The sequence below is a fragment of the Streptococcus sp. 2342 genome (assembly GCF_013276795.1).
Taxonomy (GTDB): Bacteria; Bacillota; Bacilli; order Lactobacillales; family Streptococcaceae; genus Streptococcus.
On sequence record NZ_VMLR01000002.1, the window covers coordinates 46,655 to 63,418 of the forward strand.

11 protein-coding genes and 3 pseudogenes are annotated in these 16,764 nt (G+C 39.1%); 3 read left to right on the forward strand and 11 right to left on the reverse strand.

Going from position 1 to position 16,764, the window contains the following annotated elements; translation table 11 throughout:
* Positions 1 to 161: 161 nt before the first annotated feature.
* The 3 genes and pseudogenes from HT689_RS01370 to HT689_RS01380 all read left to right on the forward strand — a co-directional run bounded on the left by HT689_RS01370 (position 162) and on the right by HT689_RS01380 (position 3,995).
* A complete protein-coding gene (locus HT689_RS01370; protein ID WP_000653208.1) occupies positions 162 to 491 on the forward strand; it encodes a hypothetical protein in 330 nt (109 codons plus the stop codon).
* A gap of 337 nt (positions 492 to 828) precedes the next feature.
* Entirely contained in the window at positions 829 to 2,379 is a 1,551-nt protein-coding gene (locus tag HT689_RS01375) for an ATP-binding cassette domain-containing protein (protein WP_173251790.1), read from the forward strand.
* A 308-nt stretch (positions 2,380 to 2,687) separates the two neighbouring features.
* Positions 2,688 to 3,995, forward strand: a pseudogene (locus tag HT689_RS01380) (transposase).
* A gap of 171 nt (positions 3,996 to 4,166) precedes the next feature.
* Here HT689_RS01380 and HT689_RS09885 read toward each other — a convergent pair.
* The 11 genes and pseudogenes from HT689_RS09885 to HT689_RS01435 form a co-directional block, all read right to left on the reverse strand.
* On the reverse strand, positions 4,167 to 7,694 hold the full coding sequence (locus HT689_RS09885; protein WP_173251787.1) for a pneumococcal-type histidine triad protein: 3,528 nt from the start codon (positions 7,692 to 7,694) through the stop codon (positions 4,167 to 4,169).
* Between the two features lie 368 nt (positions 7,695 to 8,062).
* Positions 8,063 to 8,226, reverse strand: a pseudogene (locus tag HT689_RS09640) (transposase); the annotation flags it as partial.
* A gap of 182 nt (positions 8,227 to 8,408) precedes the next feature.
* Positions 8,409 to 9,743, reverse strand: coding sequence for a two-component system sensor histidine kinase CiaH (gene ciaH, locus HT689_RS01395; protein ID WP_173226549.1), 1,335 nt, complete (start codon positions 9,741 to 9,743; stop codon positions 8,409 to 8,411).
* Entirely contained in the window at positions 9,733 to 10,407 is a 675-nt protein-coding gene (gene ciaR, locus HT689_RS01400; RefSeq protein WP_061439305.1) for a two-component system response regulator CiaR, read from the reverse strand. Before ciaR ends, ciaH begins: the two co-directional genes overlap by 11 nt.
* Before the next feature lie 108 nt (positions 10,408 to 10,515).
* Positions 10,516 to 13,062, reverse strand: a complete 2,547-nt coding sequence (locus HT689_RS01405; RefSeq protein ID WP_173280774.1) for a M1 family metallopeptidase — start codon at positions 13,060 to 13,062, stop codon at positions 10,516 to 10,518.
* Between the two features lie 122 nt (positions 13,063 to 13,184).
* A complete protein-coding gene (locus HT689_RS01410; protein ID WP_173226553.1) occupies positions 13,185 to 13,625 on the reverse strand; it encodes an ASCH domain-containing protein in 441 nt (146 codons plus the stop codon).
* Positions 13,567 to 14,470, reverse strand: a pseudogene (locus tag HT689_RS01415) (putative PEP-binding protein). The gene HT689_RS01410 and the pseudogene HT689_RS01415 overlap by 59 nt, the downstream one beginning before the upstream one ends.
* 41 nt (positions 14,471 to 14,511) lie before the next feature.
* Positions 14,512 to 15,240, reverse strand: a complete 729-nt coding sequence (locus HT689_RS01420) for a GNAT family N-acetyltransferase (protein ID WP_173226557.1) — start codon at positions 15,238 to 15,240, stop codon at positions 14,512 to 14,514.
* Between the two features lie 7 nt (positions 15,241 to 15,247).
* Positions 15,248 to 15,727, reverse strand: a complete 480-nt coding sequence (locus tag HT689_RS01425) for an NUDIX hydrolase (protein WP_173226559.1) — start codon at positions 15,725 to 15,727, stop codon at positions 15,248 to 15,250.
* Positions 15,728 to 15,736: 9 nt separating this feature from the next.
* Positions 15,737 to 16,435 (reverse strand): 3-oxoacyl-ACP reductase, encoded by a 699-nt coding sequence (locus HT689_RS01430; protein ID WP_173251785.1) that lies wholly within the window; start codon positions 16,433 to 16,435, stop codon positions 15,737 to 15,739.
* Positions 16,428 to 16,664: a DUF2829 domain-containing protein gene (locus HT689_RS01435; RefSeq protein WP_000141907.1), complete on the reverse strand. Its 237-nt coding sequence runs from the start codon at positions 16,662 to 16,664 to the stop codon at positions 16,428 to 16,430. Before HT689_RS01435 ends, HT689_RS01430 begins: the two co-directional genes overlap by 8 nt.
* Positions 16,665 to 16,764: the final 100 nt, after the last annotated feature.

The window sequence follows — 16,764 nt, forward strand, 5'->3', positions numbered from 1 at the left end:
CTTCCTCCATAAAGATTTACTCTCTTGATTATACCATGAAAAGCCTACAAATCAGCCCACCAAACTTTTTAATTAACATTCGATTTTTTAACATGTTTACTATGACATTTTTTAGTGCCATACTATAGGCAATAATACATCAGAGCAAGGAGGATGCTCACATGAAAGACAAAGAACTCATTACTAATGCAACCCAACTCCTATCCGAGTTAAATAAAAGTTTCCAAAGCTGCAAACAGGGTAGGGCAGATGATATTCGACTGCAAGAGCTGCTAAACACTACTCTGCAAGAGCTCAAAAAAGCGGAAAAGTTGGACAACAGTATTTTAATCGACCTTGAGAAATTTTACCAACGTACCAGTCTTCTGATTGGTCTTGGTAGCCTAAAACTGAATGATCAAGCACGCACTGCTTGGCGAAACTATGATAAATTCCATTACGAGCATATCAAACACGTACTGACTCTCTATGGACCTGTTTTCGGATTTTAGAGATTAGAATTGTCAGTTTTCTGTTGACAAAATTTCCTTAAAGGTATAGGATAAAGATACTAATACTCGGAGGTAAGGGAGACATGAACAACTAAGTCTATCAAATAAAGAAACTTTATTTAGTAGATCTTGTTTTTGTCTCTTTTTGTGTGCTCTTTTCATACTAGATTTTCTAGTATCTTATCCTCATTGAAAATCAAAAAACTAGAAGGCTAACCATCTGCTCCTCTTGAGTTGGATTAGGCAATCCTAAGCTAGTTTGACGAGCTTTTCAACGAGGATAATAGAGTTTTGACAGTGACTTTGGGCTCTACTAGATAAAGTAGAGCTTTTTGTTATGCACTATCGACATTCTAGAAAGGGCAATCATATGATAAAAATCAATCACCTGACCATCACACAAAACAAAGATTTACGAGACCTTGTCTCAGACTTAAACATGACCATCCAAGACGGGGAAAAGATAGCTATTATTGGAGAGGAAGGAAATGGCAAATCAACCTTGATTAAAACTTTAATGGGAGAAACTTTACCTGATTTCACTATCAGGGGAGACATTCAATCTGATTATCAATCAATAGCCTACATTCCTCAAAAACTCCCCGAAGAGCTGAAAAAGAAAAGTCTACACGACTACTTCTTTTTGGATTTTGCTGATTTAGACTACAGTATCCTCTATCGTTTGGCTGAGGAGTTACACTTTGATAGCAACCGTTTCGCTAGCGTTCAAGAGATTGGAAGCCTTTCGGGGGGCGAAGCTTTGAAAATTCAGCTCATCCATGAGTTAGCCAAACCCTTTGAGATTCTATTTTTAGATGAACCTTCAAATGACCTAGACCTTGAGACGGTTGACTGGCTAAAAGGTCAGATTCGAAAGATTAGGCAAACCGTTATTTTCATTTCCCATGATGAGGACTTTCTTTCTGAAACGGCAGACACTATTGTCCACTTGCGACTGGTCAAGCACCGTAAAGAAGCGGAAACACTAGTAGAGCATTTAGACTATGATAGTAATAGTGAGCAGAGAAAGGCTAATTTGGCCAGACAAAGCCAGCAAGCAGCCAACGACCAAAGAGCCTACGATAAAACCATGGAAAAACATCGGCGAGTCAAGCAAAATGTAGAAACTGCGCTTCGAGCTACTAAAGACAGTACTGCCGGTCGCCTATTGGCTAAAAAAATGAAAAATGTTCTCTCTCAAGAAAAACGCTTTGAAAAGATAGCTCAGTCCATGACCCAAAAACCACTTGAAGAGGAAGAAATCAGACTTTTCTTCTCAGATATACAGCCATTAGCGACTTCTAAAGTATTAATCCAACTGGAAAAAGAAAATTTGTCCATTGGCGAGCGAATTTTGGTGCAAGAACTACAACTAACTATCCGTGGCCAAGAAAAAATTGGTATCATCGGCCCAAATGGTGTTGGAAAATCAACTCTGTTAGCCAAGTTACAGCAACTACTAAGTGCCAAAAGAGAGATTTCACTTGGTGTTATGCCACAAGATTACCATAAAAAACTACAATTAGATTTATCCCCAATAGCCTATCTCAGCAAAACTGGGGAAAAAGAGGAACTACAAAAAATCCAATCTCACCTAGCCAGTCTCAATTTCAGTTATCCAGAAATGCAGTATCAAATTCGCTCCTTATCTGGCGGGCAACAGGGTAAACTCCTGCTTTTGGATTTAGTCTTGCGCAAACCCAACTTTCTCCTGCTGGATGAACCTACACGAAACTTTTCTCCCACTTCTCAACCCCAAATCAGAAAACTCTTTGCCACCTATCCTGGTGGTCTCATCACTGTTTCGCATGACCGTCGTTTCTTAAAAGAAGTTTGCTCGATCATCTATCGCATAACAGAACACGGTTTGGAGCTAGTTAATTTATAAGATTCATACTCATGAGGATAATTCTTTGCTTTGGAGCGCTATTTAAACATTATAATCAGTGAATAAATCTTATATCCACATTCAAGTCAATAATTTCTTTCAAGATCATTTGTAATCAACTCTAAATAGACGGATAAAAACTACTTCTAACTATCAAAAAACGAGCACCTCCTCAGTTGGAAATGCGGCTCTATAATATTTGTAGTGGGTAAATCCCTATAGATATTATGGAGCCTATTTTAGGGTAGAAAAAAGTCCCATATGACCTATAATGAAAAGCGATCAAACAACTCATTAGAAAGAATCATATGGAACAATTACATTTTATCACAAAACTACTAGACATTAAAGACCCTAATATTCAAATTATAGATATCATCAATAGGGATACACACAAAGAAATCATCGCCAAACTGGACTACGATGCTCCATCTTGTCCTTATTGTGGAAGTCAAATGAAAAAATATGACTTTCAAAAACCTTCTAAGATTCCTTACCTCAAAACGACCGGTATGCCTACTAGAATTCTATTTAGAAAGCGTCGTTTCAAGTGCTATCATTGCTCGAAAATGATGGTCGCCGAGACCTCACTCGTCAAGAAGAATCACCAAATTCCTCGTATTATCAATCAAAAAATTGCTCAAAAGTTAATTGAAAAGACTTCTATGACCGATATTGCCCATCAGCTTTCCATTTCAACTTCAACTGTCATTCGAAAGCTCAATGATTTCCACTTTAAGCATGATTTTTCTCGTCTTCCTGAGATTATGTCCTGGGACGAGTATGCCTTCACTAAGGGAAAGATGAGTTTTATTGCACAAGATTTTGATAATCTCAACATCATCACTGTTCTTGAGGGTAGAACACAAGCTGTCATTCGTGATCACTTTCTTAAATATGATAGAGCCGTCCGATGTCGAGTGAAAATCATTACTATGGATATGTTTAGTCCCTACTATGCCTTAGCTAAACAGCTTCGCTTTCGAATTTCTAGGCTCAGGCTGAAACAGTCTCCCAGACTGTTTCACTCCCATGTGCTAAAATCGTTCTAGATCGTTTCCATATTATCCAACATCTCAGCCGTGCTATAAGTCGTGTCCGTGTTCAAATCATGAATCAGTTCGATCGAAAATCCCATGAATACAAAGCCATCAAACGTTACTGGAAGCTCATTCAACAAGATAGTCGTAAACTCAGTGATAAGCGATTTTATCGCCCTACTTTTCATATGCACTTAACCAATAAAGAGATTCTTGACAAGCTTTTGAGCTATTCAGAAGACTTGAAACACCACTATCATCTCTATCAGCTCTTGCTTTTTCACTTTCAGAATAAGGAACCAGAGAAATTTTTTGGACTCATTGAGGACAATCTAAAGCAGGTTCATCCTCTTTTTTCAGACTGTCTTTAAAACCTTCCTTAAAGATAAAGAGAAAATTGTCAACGCCCTTCAACTACACTATTCTAACGCCAAACTGGAAGCGACCAATAATCTCATCAAACTTATCAAGCGCAATGCCTTTGGTTTTCGGAACTTTGAAAACTTCAAAAAACGGATTTTTATCGCTCTGAACATCAAAAAAGAAAGGACGAAATTTGTCCTTTCTCGAGCTTAGCTTTTCTTCAACCCACTACAGTTGACAAAGAGCAGGAAATGCTCGTTTTCTTATGTTGCCATGGTTTATAATTACAATGAGAAATAGGAAACAGCCTTGAATGGGAAAATCTCCTAGATCTACGACCACAAACTTTTTTATCTACCAACTTTTTTATTCTGCTGGTTTTTCTTAGTTTCCAGTACTTGTTGTATACTCTGTTGTTTCCTTTTCTGAAGCTGATTCAGCAGGTTTAGAATCTGTTGCGTTGCTCGGTTTGTTTTCGTCGCTAGCAGTTTCACTGTTAGATTCTGCAGTTGCGTTTGGTTGGTTCTCAGCACTGGTGTTATCTCCATTTGCCTCGGCATTTCTTGCTGGATTTGTTTCTTCGCTTGTGCTTGATTTTGACTGGATTTGGTGATTCAAAACTAGAATAGCTTTTGTCAATTCAAGTAAAGCTGCTTTGTCTTTACTCTTAGCAGAAAGTTGATCTAGTAATGCATCCACTTTATCAAAGTCCTCATCAGAACCATTATTACTTTCTAAATAAGAGTGAAGCGATATGAGAATATCGTAGAGTTTTTGATAGAGTACAAGTGTCTGAGGATCTTGTTCAGCATTTTCTTTCTCTTGTTGAAGAGCACTAGCGATACGAGTCAAAACATCTTTCACCTGGCTGTTTACTTCATCCAAGTCTGCATCAGCCTTGTTTGTAGCAGCTTTGAGATTTTCTACTTCTTCTGCCAAAGATTGTCTGATTCCTTCTTCTTGGATTTGCTCCAAGAGTTGATTTGCCTTGCTCAAGAGACTTTCTACTTCTTCCTTGCTAACATGATTGACATGCTCTTCTTTTTTAAGATCAGGATAAAGATCTTTCAAAAATTCATAAATCGCTTGCTTAGCAGATTGGTTATCAACTGTTTCTTTATCTAAAACTGTTTCATTTACTTTTGTAGAAGCTGGCTGATTTTTCAAAGCCTCTTCTACTTCTTGTTTTGTTTGGTAAATGCTTGGGAACAGTTTATTCAAGTCCACAGCCTTACGGAAGGATTGAGATTGATATAAAGTAAAAGTCAAATTAGCTACTTTACTACGAAGCTCATCACTTAAACGACCATCAGTTACATGCTCATAGAAGTACTTGATATATTCCACTGTTGTATCACCAGTACGATCATTAAAGTCTTGAAGAGCTTGAAGTTGTGATTCAACTGCTACTAAAGCAGCTTCATCTTTAGCCAACTTAGCCTCTTGGAGTCGAACGAGAAGGTCTTTTTTAGGAAGTCCATAAGAGTCAGTATCTAGTGTATTGATTTTATCGATCAAGGCCTGATATTTCTTATCTAAAGCACTTGTTTCAACAGGTTTGACACTTTCATCAATATGGATATATTGCTTATCAAAGAGATCAAGTGTCGCAAGATAACCTGCTGTAGAGTTAGTTGCTAGTTTCTTCATATTTTCAGTAAACTGTCCTAAGGCTAACTCAATCTGTCTTTGTTTGATTGGATCGTCTTTATAGACGTTTCGACTTTCAGCAAGAAGTTGATCTACTTTTGCTAAAACTGTTTTCTCATCAAAGGCCCCAGGCTGATAGTTGGATTTCAGGGCTGGAATTTTGTTTTTCAAGGCTACTTCATAGCCCTTAGTTTGAACCTTGATGTAGTGATTGTGGTCTCCATGAGGGATCACAAAACTGCCGTTTTCAACCTGCAAACGATAAGGTGATACGCGATCACGTAAGGCAGTCGTATAAAGTTCATTTAGGAAATCAAGTTCAGGATTTCCAGTTTGGAGTGGAAGTCGAACGTGTTCCTTACGAACAGCATAGGGATGGATATGAGTTGGATCGTAGGCTTGGTCAGGATTATTAAATACAAAGAAACCTTTTGAAATTCTAATAGCTTCAAGTGGAACCCCATAGGTCTTAGAAATATAAGCTATTTTTTCTTCATCACTAGCATCTTTAGAGAATGATTCAACAGATTTTGCAAGTGGTTGAACAGGCTCTGCATCATGATGTGTTTTCAAATGTTCCTGAGCTTCCTTAATTTGATCAGCTGTCAAATCCTTTTTGAAGAAGTAATGATTGTGGTCTCCGTGACTCATGATAAATCCTTGATCATCCTCACTAATGACACGATCGGCATCAAAACCGTGATCGTGATCTTCACCATGATGGTGGTCATGCTCATCGCCATCGTGATCGTCATCATGAGCTGGATTTGGTGTAGCTGTATTTACCCCTTTCAAGTGGTCTTGCGCTGCCTTAATTTGCTCTGCTGACAAGTCCTTCTTGAAGAAGTAATGATTGTGGTTACCATGAGTCATGACAAAGCCTGCCGCATCTTCCGCAATAATACGATTAGCATCAAAGCCGTGCCCATCTTCTTCATGTTCCTCATGTGAAACACTAGGATTGGCTGCAAGAGATGGCGAAGGTGTTGTTAGACCATTATTTGGAAGAGTCGGTTGTCCAATTACGGTCGATTTTGGAATGTAATGGAAATGATCACCATGTCTTACAATATAAGCTGTAGCAGTTTCTTCGACAATATCTTTAGGATTAAAGATATAACCATCAGATGTTGAAGAGATAGGCTTATTTGTAAGTAATGAGGCATGATTCAAAGTAGATGGACTACTTGAAAGACTTCCTAGACTAGACACTATTTCATGAGGTTTTTCATTTGTAGAAACTGTAGAACCAGTTCCACTGATAGGCACCATTCTGGCAATCTTTTCTTCTAAAGGAGAAAGCTTGCTGTAAGGAATAAAGTGGTAATGGTCGCCATGTGGAATCGCAACTCCATTTGGTGTACGACTGATAATCTTAGCAGGGTCAAAGACTAAGCCATCTGATTCACTGTAACGTTGGTCACTAGGTGAATCATAGAGTTCTTTCAAAAGACTTTGGAGATTTTCAGCTTTATTTGCTGGCTTGCTAGTTGAGCCTTGTGCTACAGATTGCGTATTATTGTCACTAGCTGCTGAAGAATAGCTTAACTGGCTCGGTTGCGTATTTTTGCCAGCTAAATGAGCTTTTGCTGCTGCTAATTCACTAGCAGACAAATCACTTTTTGGAATATAGTGGTAGTGACCTCCGTGAGGAACGATATAAGCATCACCAGTATCTTCGATAATATCAGCTGGATTAAAGACATAACCATCATCTGTCGTATAGCGTCCCTGAGACCTTGCTACAGCAACATCAGAGCTGACCTTCTCATTATCTTTGACATGTTCTTGTTTTTGACGATTGATTTCATCCTTGGTTCGAACATTATCAGCATGAGCTACATCTTTCAGGTAGACATAATATTTTCCATTGACCTTGATAATGTAGCCACCCTTGACCTCATTGACAATATCTCCATCTTTAAGTTGGTAGTTTGGATCCTTCATCAGAAGTTCTTCACTAAAGAGAGCATCATAAGGAACTTTCCCGTTATAGTAATGATAGTGGTCACCGTGTGACGTCACATAGCCCTGATCTGTAATTTTGATGACAATTTGCTCAGCCTGAATTCCTTCTTTTTGGCTGACCTGGTCTGGTGTCAAGTTTTCACTTTTCTGACTGGGCTGACTACCATCCACATAAGAAACACGATTATTGTCCTTATTTTCCTGCGATCGATGCTGGTTTAGTGCATATGCACATAGACTCAAGGATACGATAACAGCTGATCCAGCTGCTATATATTTTTTACTGAATTTCATAAATCCCTCATTTCAATAAATGATGAAGCTTTTTCTTAACTTCTTTTTCTCGGTTAAACAATTTTTCTAAACCGGTTATTTAACCATTTAATTAACCAGTAAATAGTTTACCTTTTTTAAGTTTATCTGTCAAGATTTTTATATCATTTTAATTATTGCCTAAATTACCAACCAGCGCCTAAAGACGCTGACTTTCACTTTGCTCAAGCCTTATTGCTCTTGACTCGTCACTTGCATCTTAAAGAAGCTTTAGTATTACTTACTACTATCCCTAAAAGAATCCTCATATTCTTTTACACTTAATTTCTCTAGTACTATATCATGCTTTACTAGTTCTCAAATTTTCATACTCGTGAAGAAATCATTCACTGGATAATTTCAACTCCTTTATAACTACACAAACGATGAAATATTTCGCCTAAACTACTTCGATATTGATTATAGATGACTTTTCGTCTATACTTAGGGGTGAACACAATATGATAGAACAGTGCCACTTTGTGTGCGATAAACTATGAGCCTTTTGTGCCATATTTTTCTCCTTTCGCTTTACAATTGGCTTTAACACCTTTATTGTATCGCGTTCGGAGTTTTTTTGGTATAACCTTCGACGCGCACCCGCATAGTGGGTGGTTTGCCTGTCTCACACCTGACTTAGTGAGACGGACCGAAAGTCACATAATACAAAATATCGCCCCATCCGGAGCGATATGTTTATTTTTTCTTTTTAGATGATGTGTGGATGGCAATCTTCACTTCAAAGATTGTTCCCTTTGGCTTATTATCTTTAACAGTAATGGTTCCTTTTAAGGCATCTACAATTTGCTTGGCTAGGGACAATCCTAAACCAAAACCACCTTTTTGACGGGTTCTAGCCTTGTCGACTCGATAAAAACGATCAAAAATTTTCTTCTTATCTTCTGTCGAAATACCGACTCCATTATCGGAAACTAGCAAATACAGATTACGATCGGTCGCCGAGATAAGAAAATCAATCTCACCATCCTCTTCAGTATACTTGACAGCATTATCAAATAGGATGGTCATCAACTGCTTCAAGAGAAGCTGATCTGTGACAATCGGACGATGGATCCGATTTTCAAAACGAAAGACACGGTCATTTTCAGAAGCAATCATCTCATAGTTTGTGAAAGTCGTATTGAAAAAACTGGTTGGAACTTCTGCAAGTTCCGGCTTAATCCCATCATCTCTCCGAGCTAAATTCAACAAGTTTGTCGTCAAAAACCGCATATTTCGGACTTCTTCCAAACTCGATGCAATGCTTTCACTCACATCCATAATGGTAGCTTCTGGCTTACGAAAGAGGGTCTCTAAGCGATTTTGCAAAACTGCAAGTGGAGTCCGTAACTCATGACTGGCATTTTCCACAAAGGACTGTTGCTTCTGCATACTCTCAAGCAGAGGACGAACACTGACCCTAGCTAGATAGAGACTGGCAAGCAAAGACAAAATCCAGAAACTAGCCATCACGACCACAATCAATTGCTCATGCTTTTGACTGGCCTGCTCCAACTGACTGGTATTTATCAAGACAGCAGCATACTTGATATTGGTTGAAACCGAACTGATATTGGTTTCCATCAAAATCATGCGATAGATTTCTTCCTGTCCATAGCTATTAAAAACCTGAATCTGATAGATATGTCCTAGTTCTTTCTTCTCTAACTTAATCTTATCCAAGCCCAAAAATCGATTTCCAGAAAGAAGTTGAGTAAAGTTCTTATCAAAGAGAATGACTTCCGTATTGGAACTGACATTAGGTTTTATTTCTACTTTACTAGCGTCCGCCCTAGCATTTTCTAAATCTTTAATCTCTTCTGTTGCCCTATTCACTGCCAGTTGAATAACTGCTTGAGGATTTTCACTCAGTCCGTGGAGTTTATCATCCACCGAAGTATAGAGACTCGAATGCATGACCTGCAAAATAATCAGAGTCATTGTAGAGAAAATCAGAGTGAAGACACCAAAGTTGCGGATAAAATAACTAAAATCATCCGCATACCATGTTTTTTTTAGTTTACTGAACATCTTTTAAAATATACCCAACACTGCGCAAGGTTTGCAAATTCTCTGCAAAAGTGGTTCCTTTTAATTTCTTACGGATTTTTGAAACATAAACTTCGACAACTGAAATCGTTGTGTCACTATCAAATCCCCATAGACGATCAAAAATCTGCGTCTTAGGCAAAATAACATTTTGATTTTGAAGGAAATAAACTAGTAAATCGAACTCTTTCCCCAGCAATTCGACTGGAGTATCTTCAACCTTAACGGTATTGGTTGATAAATTGATGAGAATATCTCCATAAGATAGCGTATTTTCATTAAACTTACCTGAACGTTTGAGAAGGGCCTGAATCCGCATTTTGAGTTCTTCTAGGTAGAAAGGCTTGGTCAGATAATCATCCGCTCCCAGTTCAAATCCATGTCCTTTGTCATCCAAACTTTCCTTGGCAGTCATAATCAGAACTGGTGTCGTAATTCCCTTTTCACGCAATTCTTTTAAGACTTGGAAACCATTTTTTTCTGGCAACATCAAATCCAGCAAAATCAAGTCATAGACACCACTTTCAGCTTCGTAGAGACCCTCTTCCCCATCAAATACCTGCATAACATCCGCAAAATCGTCTAAAAAGTCAAATACTGAATTTGACAGACCTAGGTCATCCTCAACCAATAAGATTTTTATCATGAGAAACTCCTCCTTATTAAAACTATTATACCAAATTTGCCTTAAAAAAAACTCAACTCTCTGCATTTTACATGAGATAGCTGAGTTTTCTTTTTATTTTAGGCTTATTTATGCATTTTCGTATTGAAGAACGACTGCTTCCACTGCAGCTTTTTCACGGTTAATCAAGTCAACACGCGCTGCAATTTCCTTGATTCCCATACCGATGTTACGGCTAAGAGCAAGGTCAGAAAGTTGTGGCTCAAAGAATTCCTTGTACTCTGCCAAACGTTGCTGAGTCTTAAATACGTGAGCAGGAAGGATAACAAAGCTATCAAAGCTCATATCTCCTCCAAGAGCTGCCTTAATCCAAGCCCAGTTTTCACGCGCCCAAGACCAAGCTGTTTCCTGAGTTGCTTGATGACCTAAGAATTGGTAATACCAAGCAGACAAGTCCTGTGGTTTAACCACAAATTTGTCCTTCCAAGAAGCAATCAAGGTTTGGATATTATCCGCATCTGTACTATAGGCAAGAGCCGCTGCCAACTGACGTTTAAAGACCGCATCTGTTGCGTGAGTATAGGTATCAAGATAAAGTGCTAACAAGTCTTTAGTCTCATGATGTTTCATCTCATTGATCAGAACTTGTGAGCGAATAGCTGCTGGAAGTCCTGCAAGATTCTCCCTGTAAGTCGCTAAGATTTGGCTAGCGACTTGACTAGCTTCTGCATCATTTGAGCGAATCATCATCGAAACAGCCAACTGACGAACCAATTCATCCTCATCTGATTCGCCATCTTTAGCTTCAAAACCAAGACGGTCATAGTTGTGACGAGCTAATTTAGCAACTAGTGCTTTGAAGGCTGTTTCAGCTTCTGTTCCTTCATCGATAAAGCGCTCAAGGGCCGAAATCACTTGAGAAACAGCTGAAACAACAAGGTAAGACTCTTCCTTGGCAAGTTTATCAAGGACTGGGAGCAAGTCTGCATAAGAAATGTGCCCTGCCTCAGCAAGCAAGCGACGTTCTTGAACAATTTGCAGTTTGCTTGTGTTATCAAGTGTCTCTAGCTCAGCAAGAACAGCATCTAACAAGTCTCCTTGATAGTCAGTAATGTAGTGGGCTGTATTTTCTGTGTTGAGGCGAAGTGCTGTTTTGTTTTTAGCAAGAAGGGCTGCATAGCCAGGGATTTCGATACTTTCAGTTTCAAGTGTATCAGGCAAGCCTTTCCAGTTGCTGTTTAGTGGCACAACCCAGAGACGGTTCTTATCTTCGTGCTCACCGATAAAGAATTGTCTTTGTGAAATCTTCAAGACATCATTTTCAACTTTGACAGTGAGAACTGGATAACCAGGTTGTTCCAACCAAGAATCCATGAAGGCTGCGACATCACGTCCAGACGCTTGACCAAGAGCATCCCAAAGGTCACGACCAATTGTATTGCTGTATTGATGTTTTTCAAAGTAGGCATGCAAACCTTTGGCAAAATCGGCATCACCTAGCCAACGGCGAAGCATGTGCATAAGACGACTTCCTTTGGCATAGACGATAGCGCCATCAAAGAGCGTATTGATTTCATCTGGATGTTTAACTTCGACGTGAACAGACTGAACACCATCAGTCGCATCACGTTTCAAGGCAGACGGAACACCACCTGTTTGGAAATCTTCAAAGATATTCCAGCTTGGCTCAATGGCATCCACACAGACGTACTCCATCATATTAGCAAAGCTTTCATTGAGCCAAAGGTCATCCCACCATTTCATAGTAACAAGGTTACCAAACCATTGGTGAGCCAATTCATGGGCTACAACAAGGGCAACTTGTTGACGGCTGGCAAAGGTAGAGTTCTCATCCACAACCAAGTAAACTTCACGGTAGATCACCAGACCCCAGTTTTCCATAGCTCCAGCCGAGAAGTCAGGAAGGGCGATGTGGAGAGATTGAGGGATTGGGTACCTAACTCCATAGTAATCTTCGTAAAACTCGATTGAGCGAACAGCGATATCCAGTGAGAAATCAAGGTTAGATAGTGGGTGGGCTTTCGTTGAGTAAACACCTACAAGAGTACCGTTTTTAGTCTTAGCCGTCACACCTTGCAAATCACCCGCAACAAAGGCCAACAAGTAAGAAGACATGCGAGGTGTTGTCTCAAACTTCCAGATACCTGTTTCCTTACGATTTTCAACATCGATTTCTGGCATATTAGACAAGGCCAATTCACCTTCGGCTTGGTCAAAACGTAGAGAGAGGTCAAAAGTTGCTTTAGCTTCTGGCTCATCCACACATGGGAAAGCTTCACGCGCAAAATGGCTCTCGAACTGAGTAGACAAGACTTCCTTCTTGACTCCATCAACTGTGTAGTAAGATGGGTAAACCCCTGTCATGTTGTCTGTAATTTTTCCTGAGAAAGCGATAACCACTTCAACTTGACCTGCTTCCGCAAGTTCAAAATGAAGGGCTTCATTGTCATGATCAACCGTAAATGGACGAGCTTGACCTGCAACTTCTACAGAAGCGATTTCCAAGTCTTTTTGATGAAGGGAAATACGGTCACTCTGTGCTTGACCAGTGATGGTCACCTTCCCAGAAAACGTCTTGGTCTCACGACTCAAGTCTAAAAATAAATCATAGTGTTCAGGAACAAATTGCTTAATAAAATGTTCAACTGCTTGCATAGTTTTCTCCTATTCTAAGTTTAAGAGCTGCTGCTCTTCTTCAAACAAACTTATTATAACATGTTTTGCCTAAGAAAAAAGGATTGGACAGCGATTTCCAAAACTTTCTTCCTTCTAATAGTCTACAGGGGGTAGACCTTGCGAAATTCTTCTAAAACAACCTTGCTTTCAGGTGTAAAAGTCAGTCCTGCTTCTCTCAACCACTCGGCGAAAAAATCCTCATGAACCTGACGCCAATAGGCTATGGATTTGTCACCTTCCCCTTCTTTGAAGGCATGGTCAGCTGACACTTGATTGAAAGGCTGAACGGAAACCTTTGTAATTTCAACAATACAGACAGCCTGATTTTGACTGTCTAAAATGACGTCAAAGGTTCCTACTTGCGGAAGGGGTTCATCTTCTAGTGCGTAGAGGTCATAGGCTGACGCTGTTGCTGTCTTTTCTCCTTTTAAAACCAAATCTGCCAAGAGATCTGCTTCCACTCCAAAAGCCCAAGCATCGATTTCATCTCCAATCGAAGGATTGATTTTCTTGTAGGCATTCCACATTTCTTGCGGTGTCATAGGTATCTCCTTTGTAATTTTTTACTTTCTTCTTTTATGTGTTTGAGATGGTCTGGATGGTCAATCTCTAAATTAAAAATATCTGGAATAGAACTGTAATGGAGAATGCATTCGATATCCATCTGATTCATTTTTTGTATAAAAGAAGTGTTCAGATAGCCTGCTACAGCAAAATCAATCTTGTTCTTCCTTGCTTTATCCTTCATCTGTCTCAACATATCTAACATAATTGGATTTTCCATATCATGCCATTGACTGTTTCTCACAGTCGCAAAAACAAAGGAAGTCAAATCATTCATTCCAACTACAATCTTTGAAATGCCCGTTTCCATTATTCTGTCCAAGTCAAAATAAGCTGACGGTAATTCAATCATCGTGGCAATTTTCCCAGTAAAACCCTGCTGACGCAATACTCTAATAGCTTCCTTTAACTGGTCGGCATCATTGACAAAAGGAAAAATAAGAGACAGATTGGGATTGGTTTGATAAACATCTGTAACGACATTTGCTTCATCCTGAAATTCATCCAAGCACGCCAGTAAACGCCTTGTTCCTCTATAGCCAAACAAGGGATGCCCTTCGTCAAAAAACTCTCTAGTCCCCACTAAACAATTGGCTTCTGTATTCGTTAATTCAGAAAAACGATACCAGATCTCCTCATCTGAGTACAAGGAGCAGATAGTCTCTAGATAATCTTTTACAAATTGCTGACAACTTGGTAATAGGATGTTTTGATTAAGCTCTCTCAACAAGTATTCCCCACGAATCATACAGACGTGGTGCAATAGTTGAGGATAAATTTTTTCAACAATTTGTTCTCCGCTAAGAGCAAGTTGATTTTTCATAGCCATTCACCTCGTCTTAAAAGATACAATATCATATATAATTATATGAAACTTTTCTCTAGTTCAAAAGCTTCATAAGGTTCAGCTAACTCATATCCTAAAAATTCTGCTACTTTTTTGGAAGCCTCGTTATGAGCATCCCAAAGTGGAAACATATCTCTATTTAAACTCTCTAGAATCATTGCAGCACCAAGCTTTTTAGCAAATCCATTTCCTTGTTCGTTTGGTCTAGTTGCAACTTCCACTTCAACTGCTTCACGGTAAACTAACCCTGAGGAAATCCCAGCAATCAGTTCATTATTTTTAAGAATCACAAAGCCAAATCCACCTTTTAAAACAAAATCCTGATAGGACTCAAAATCCCCCTGTAAATCCTGTGACCATTCTTCCGTAGAAAAGCAGTTATAAATATGATTATTAATAGGCACAATATTGTAATCTTCCTCTAAATGAGTAACTAGATCATTTAGAAATTTAACTTGAAAATTTGCCTTATCTTTAAAAGAATAGCGAGTAAAAGAATTTAGCCCCACTTTTCGATGCAGAAAATCTTGCCAATTAGTATTTTCTGAAATAATAATCTTATAATCTAAACCATATTTTCTAACAAAATCTTCCCAAAATCTGGAATCCAAGTCCCCTGCTAGGTATAGAAAATTCCCAACATCATAAAAACTTGTTGTCCTATCATTGTTTCGGTAGACAGTTCCAATTTGAGATTTAAGACCATAGAGAACCATATTTTTCTTCCATGTTTTAAATAGTTCCATTATCCCCCTACTTCACTTTCCAATTCATGTAAGAAGTCTTGTCCAGTTCTGGAAGTCCTAATAATTCAGACTTAACCTTCAAGACTAATGGCGATACATTTTCTTCTGTAATCTCTTGAATATCCATCCAAATATATCCAAGTGAATCATTCGCACCATCAGACACAGCTTCCGAAGTCGTAACTTGAGGTGCACTCTCATTCATTTCTACATCATACAAAACCATGACATGGTGAACTATAAAATTTTTTAACTCTTCCCTGACAAAAACATCGTAGATTCGAGGATTGGAGTAACTTTTAACAGTATATCCCGTCTCTTCCATAACTTCTCTAGTCAGCGTTTCCGTCAGTCCTTCTCCAAGTTGCTGACTGCCTCCAGGTAAATCATACCGATGTTGATAAGGGCCTCTCGTTTTTTCAATGCAGAGTAACTTCCCATTTTCAAAGCAAACAGCGTAGACTCCAAAGTGTCTTTTAATTTCCATCAGATCCTCCTACTTCAAAGACCAGCCACCATCTATTGTCAGAATTTGTCCCTGCATGGCAGATGCCTTTCCACTGGCCAAAAAGAGACTGACTTCTGCCACTTCCTCTGATTCAATCCAGCGTTTGATTGGCGTTTCACTAGCCACCCAGTCCGCTAAACCACCTGGTTCAAAGTCGGCAGCGGTCATACCCGTCTTGACTGCTCCTGGAGCAATCCCAAAGACCTGAATCCCAGCTTCTGCATAGTCTATAGCCAACTGCTTTGTAAATCCAGCCAAGGCGTGCTTAGAGGAAGTATAGGCATGACCACCTCCACCAGCTAGGCTTGAAGCAATGGAGCACATATTGATAATGATTCCCTCTTTATTCTCTAACATTTGTGTCAAATAATACCGAGTCAACTCAACAGGAGTCAGATAGTTAATTTCAAAAATTTCTTGAATTTCCTGCGCTGTCTGTTCCAAAAGTGGTTTATAATCGTCCAAAATTCCCGCAGTATTGCACAAAACATCAACCTGAGGACACCAGTCAAAAATAGGCTCTAAGTCCAAGGTCAAATCTCTCTGTAAAAAATGGAAATCACCCTGTAATAGTGGATTTTCACCTTGGTCCACTCCGTAGACTTTATAGCCCTCCTCTAAAAAAAGGCGAGCTTGAGCCAATCCGATACCTGAACTTACCCCTGTAATGAGTACACGCCTAGTCATGCACTTCTACCCAATCCGTCGCCAAAACATCACAAGGTGTCGGGCTCCACATAGAAAAACCTTCTCCTTCGCCAGAAACGTTGATTAGGAAGTAAGGCGTCACTTCAAGTGCAACTCCGTTTTGTTCAATAGTGTCAAAAAGTTGGACATAGTTTTCAGCCCCTCCCCAACCAATTCGTACATATTTTTTCTTAGCCTTTAATCCAGGCAGGATCTCTTCAAATGTCATGTTTTTCTCCTTTAATTCTACATTCTTCATTTAATTATAACAAAAAACCGTTGTGCAACGGCTTTTTGAGTCATTTTAAATCAAAATCAATAAGCATTTT

Bases quoted from the DNA above. Each gene is read 5' to 3' on its own strand.
- HT689_RS01375 (WP_173251790.1), top strand. From the start codon at position 829: ATGCACTATCGACATTCTAGAAAGGGCAATCATATGATAAAAATCAAT.
- HT689_RS01405 (WP_173280774.1), bottom strand. From the start codon at position 13,062: ATGCAAGCAGTTGAACATTTTATTAAGCAATTTGTTCCTGAACACTAT.
- HT689_RS01370 (WP_000653208.1), top strand. From the start codon at position 162: ATGAAAGACAAAGAACTCATTACTAATGCAACCCAACTCCTATCCGAG.
- ciaR (WP_061439305.1), bottom strand. From the start codon at position 10,407: ATGATAAAAATCTTATTGGTTGAGGATGACCTAGGTCTGTCAAATTCA.
- ciaH (WP_173226549.1), bottom strand. From the start codon at position 9,743: ATGTTCAGTAAACTAAAAAAAACATGGTATGCGGATGATTTTAGTTAT.
- HT689_RS01410 (WP_173226553.1), bottom strand. From the start codon at position 13,625: ATGACACCGCAAGAAATGTGGAATGCCTACAAGAAAATCAATCCTTCG.
- HT689_RS01435 (WP_000141907.1), bottom strand. From the start codon at position 16,664: ATGACATTTGAAGAGATCCTGCCTGGATTAAAGGCTAAGAAAAAATAT.
- HT689_RS01425 (WP_173226559.1), bottom strand. From the start codon at position 15,727: ATGGAAATTAAAAGACACTTTGGAGTCTACGCTGTTTGCTTTGAAAAT.
- HT689_RS01420 (WP_173226557.1), bottom strand. From the start codon at position 15,240: ATGGAACTATTTAAAACATGGAAGAAAAATATGGTTCTCTATGGTCTT.
- HT689_RS01430 (WP_173251785.1), bottom strand. From the start codon at position 16,435: ATGACTAGGCGTGTACTCATTACAGGGGTAAGTTCAGGTATCGGATTG.
- HT689_RS09885 (WP_173251787.1), bottom strand. From the start codon at position 7,694: ATGAAATTCAGTAAAAAATATATAGCAGCTGGATCAGCTGTTATCGTA.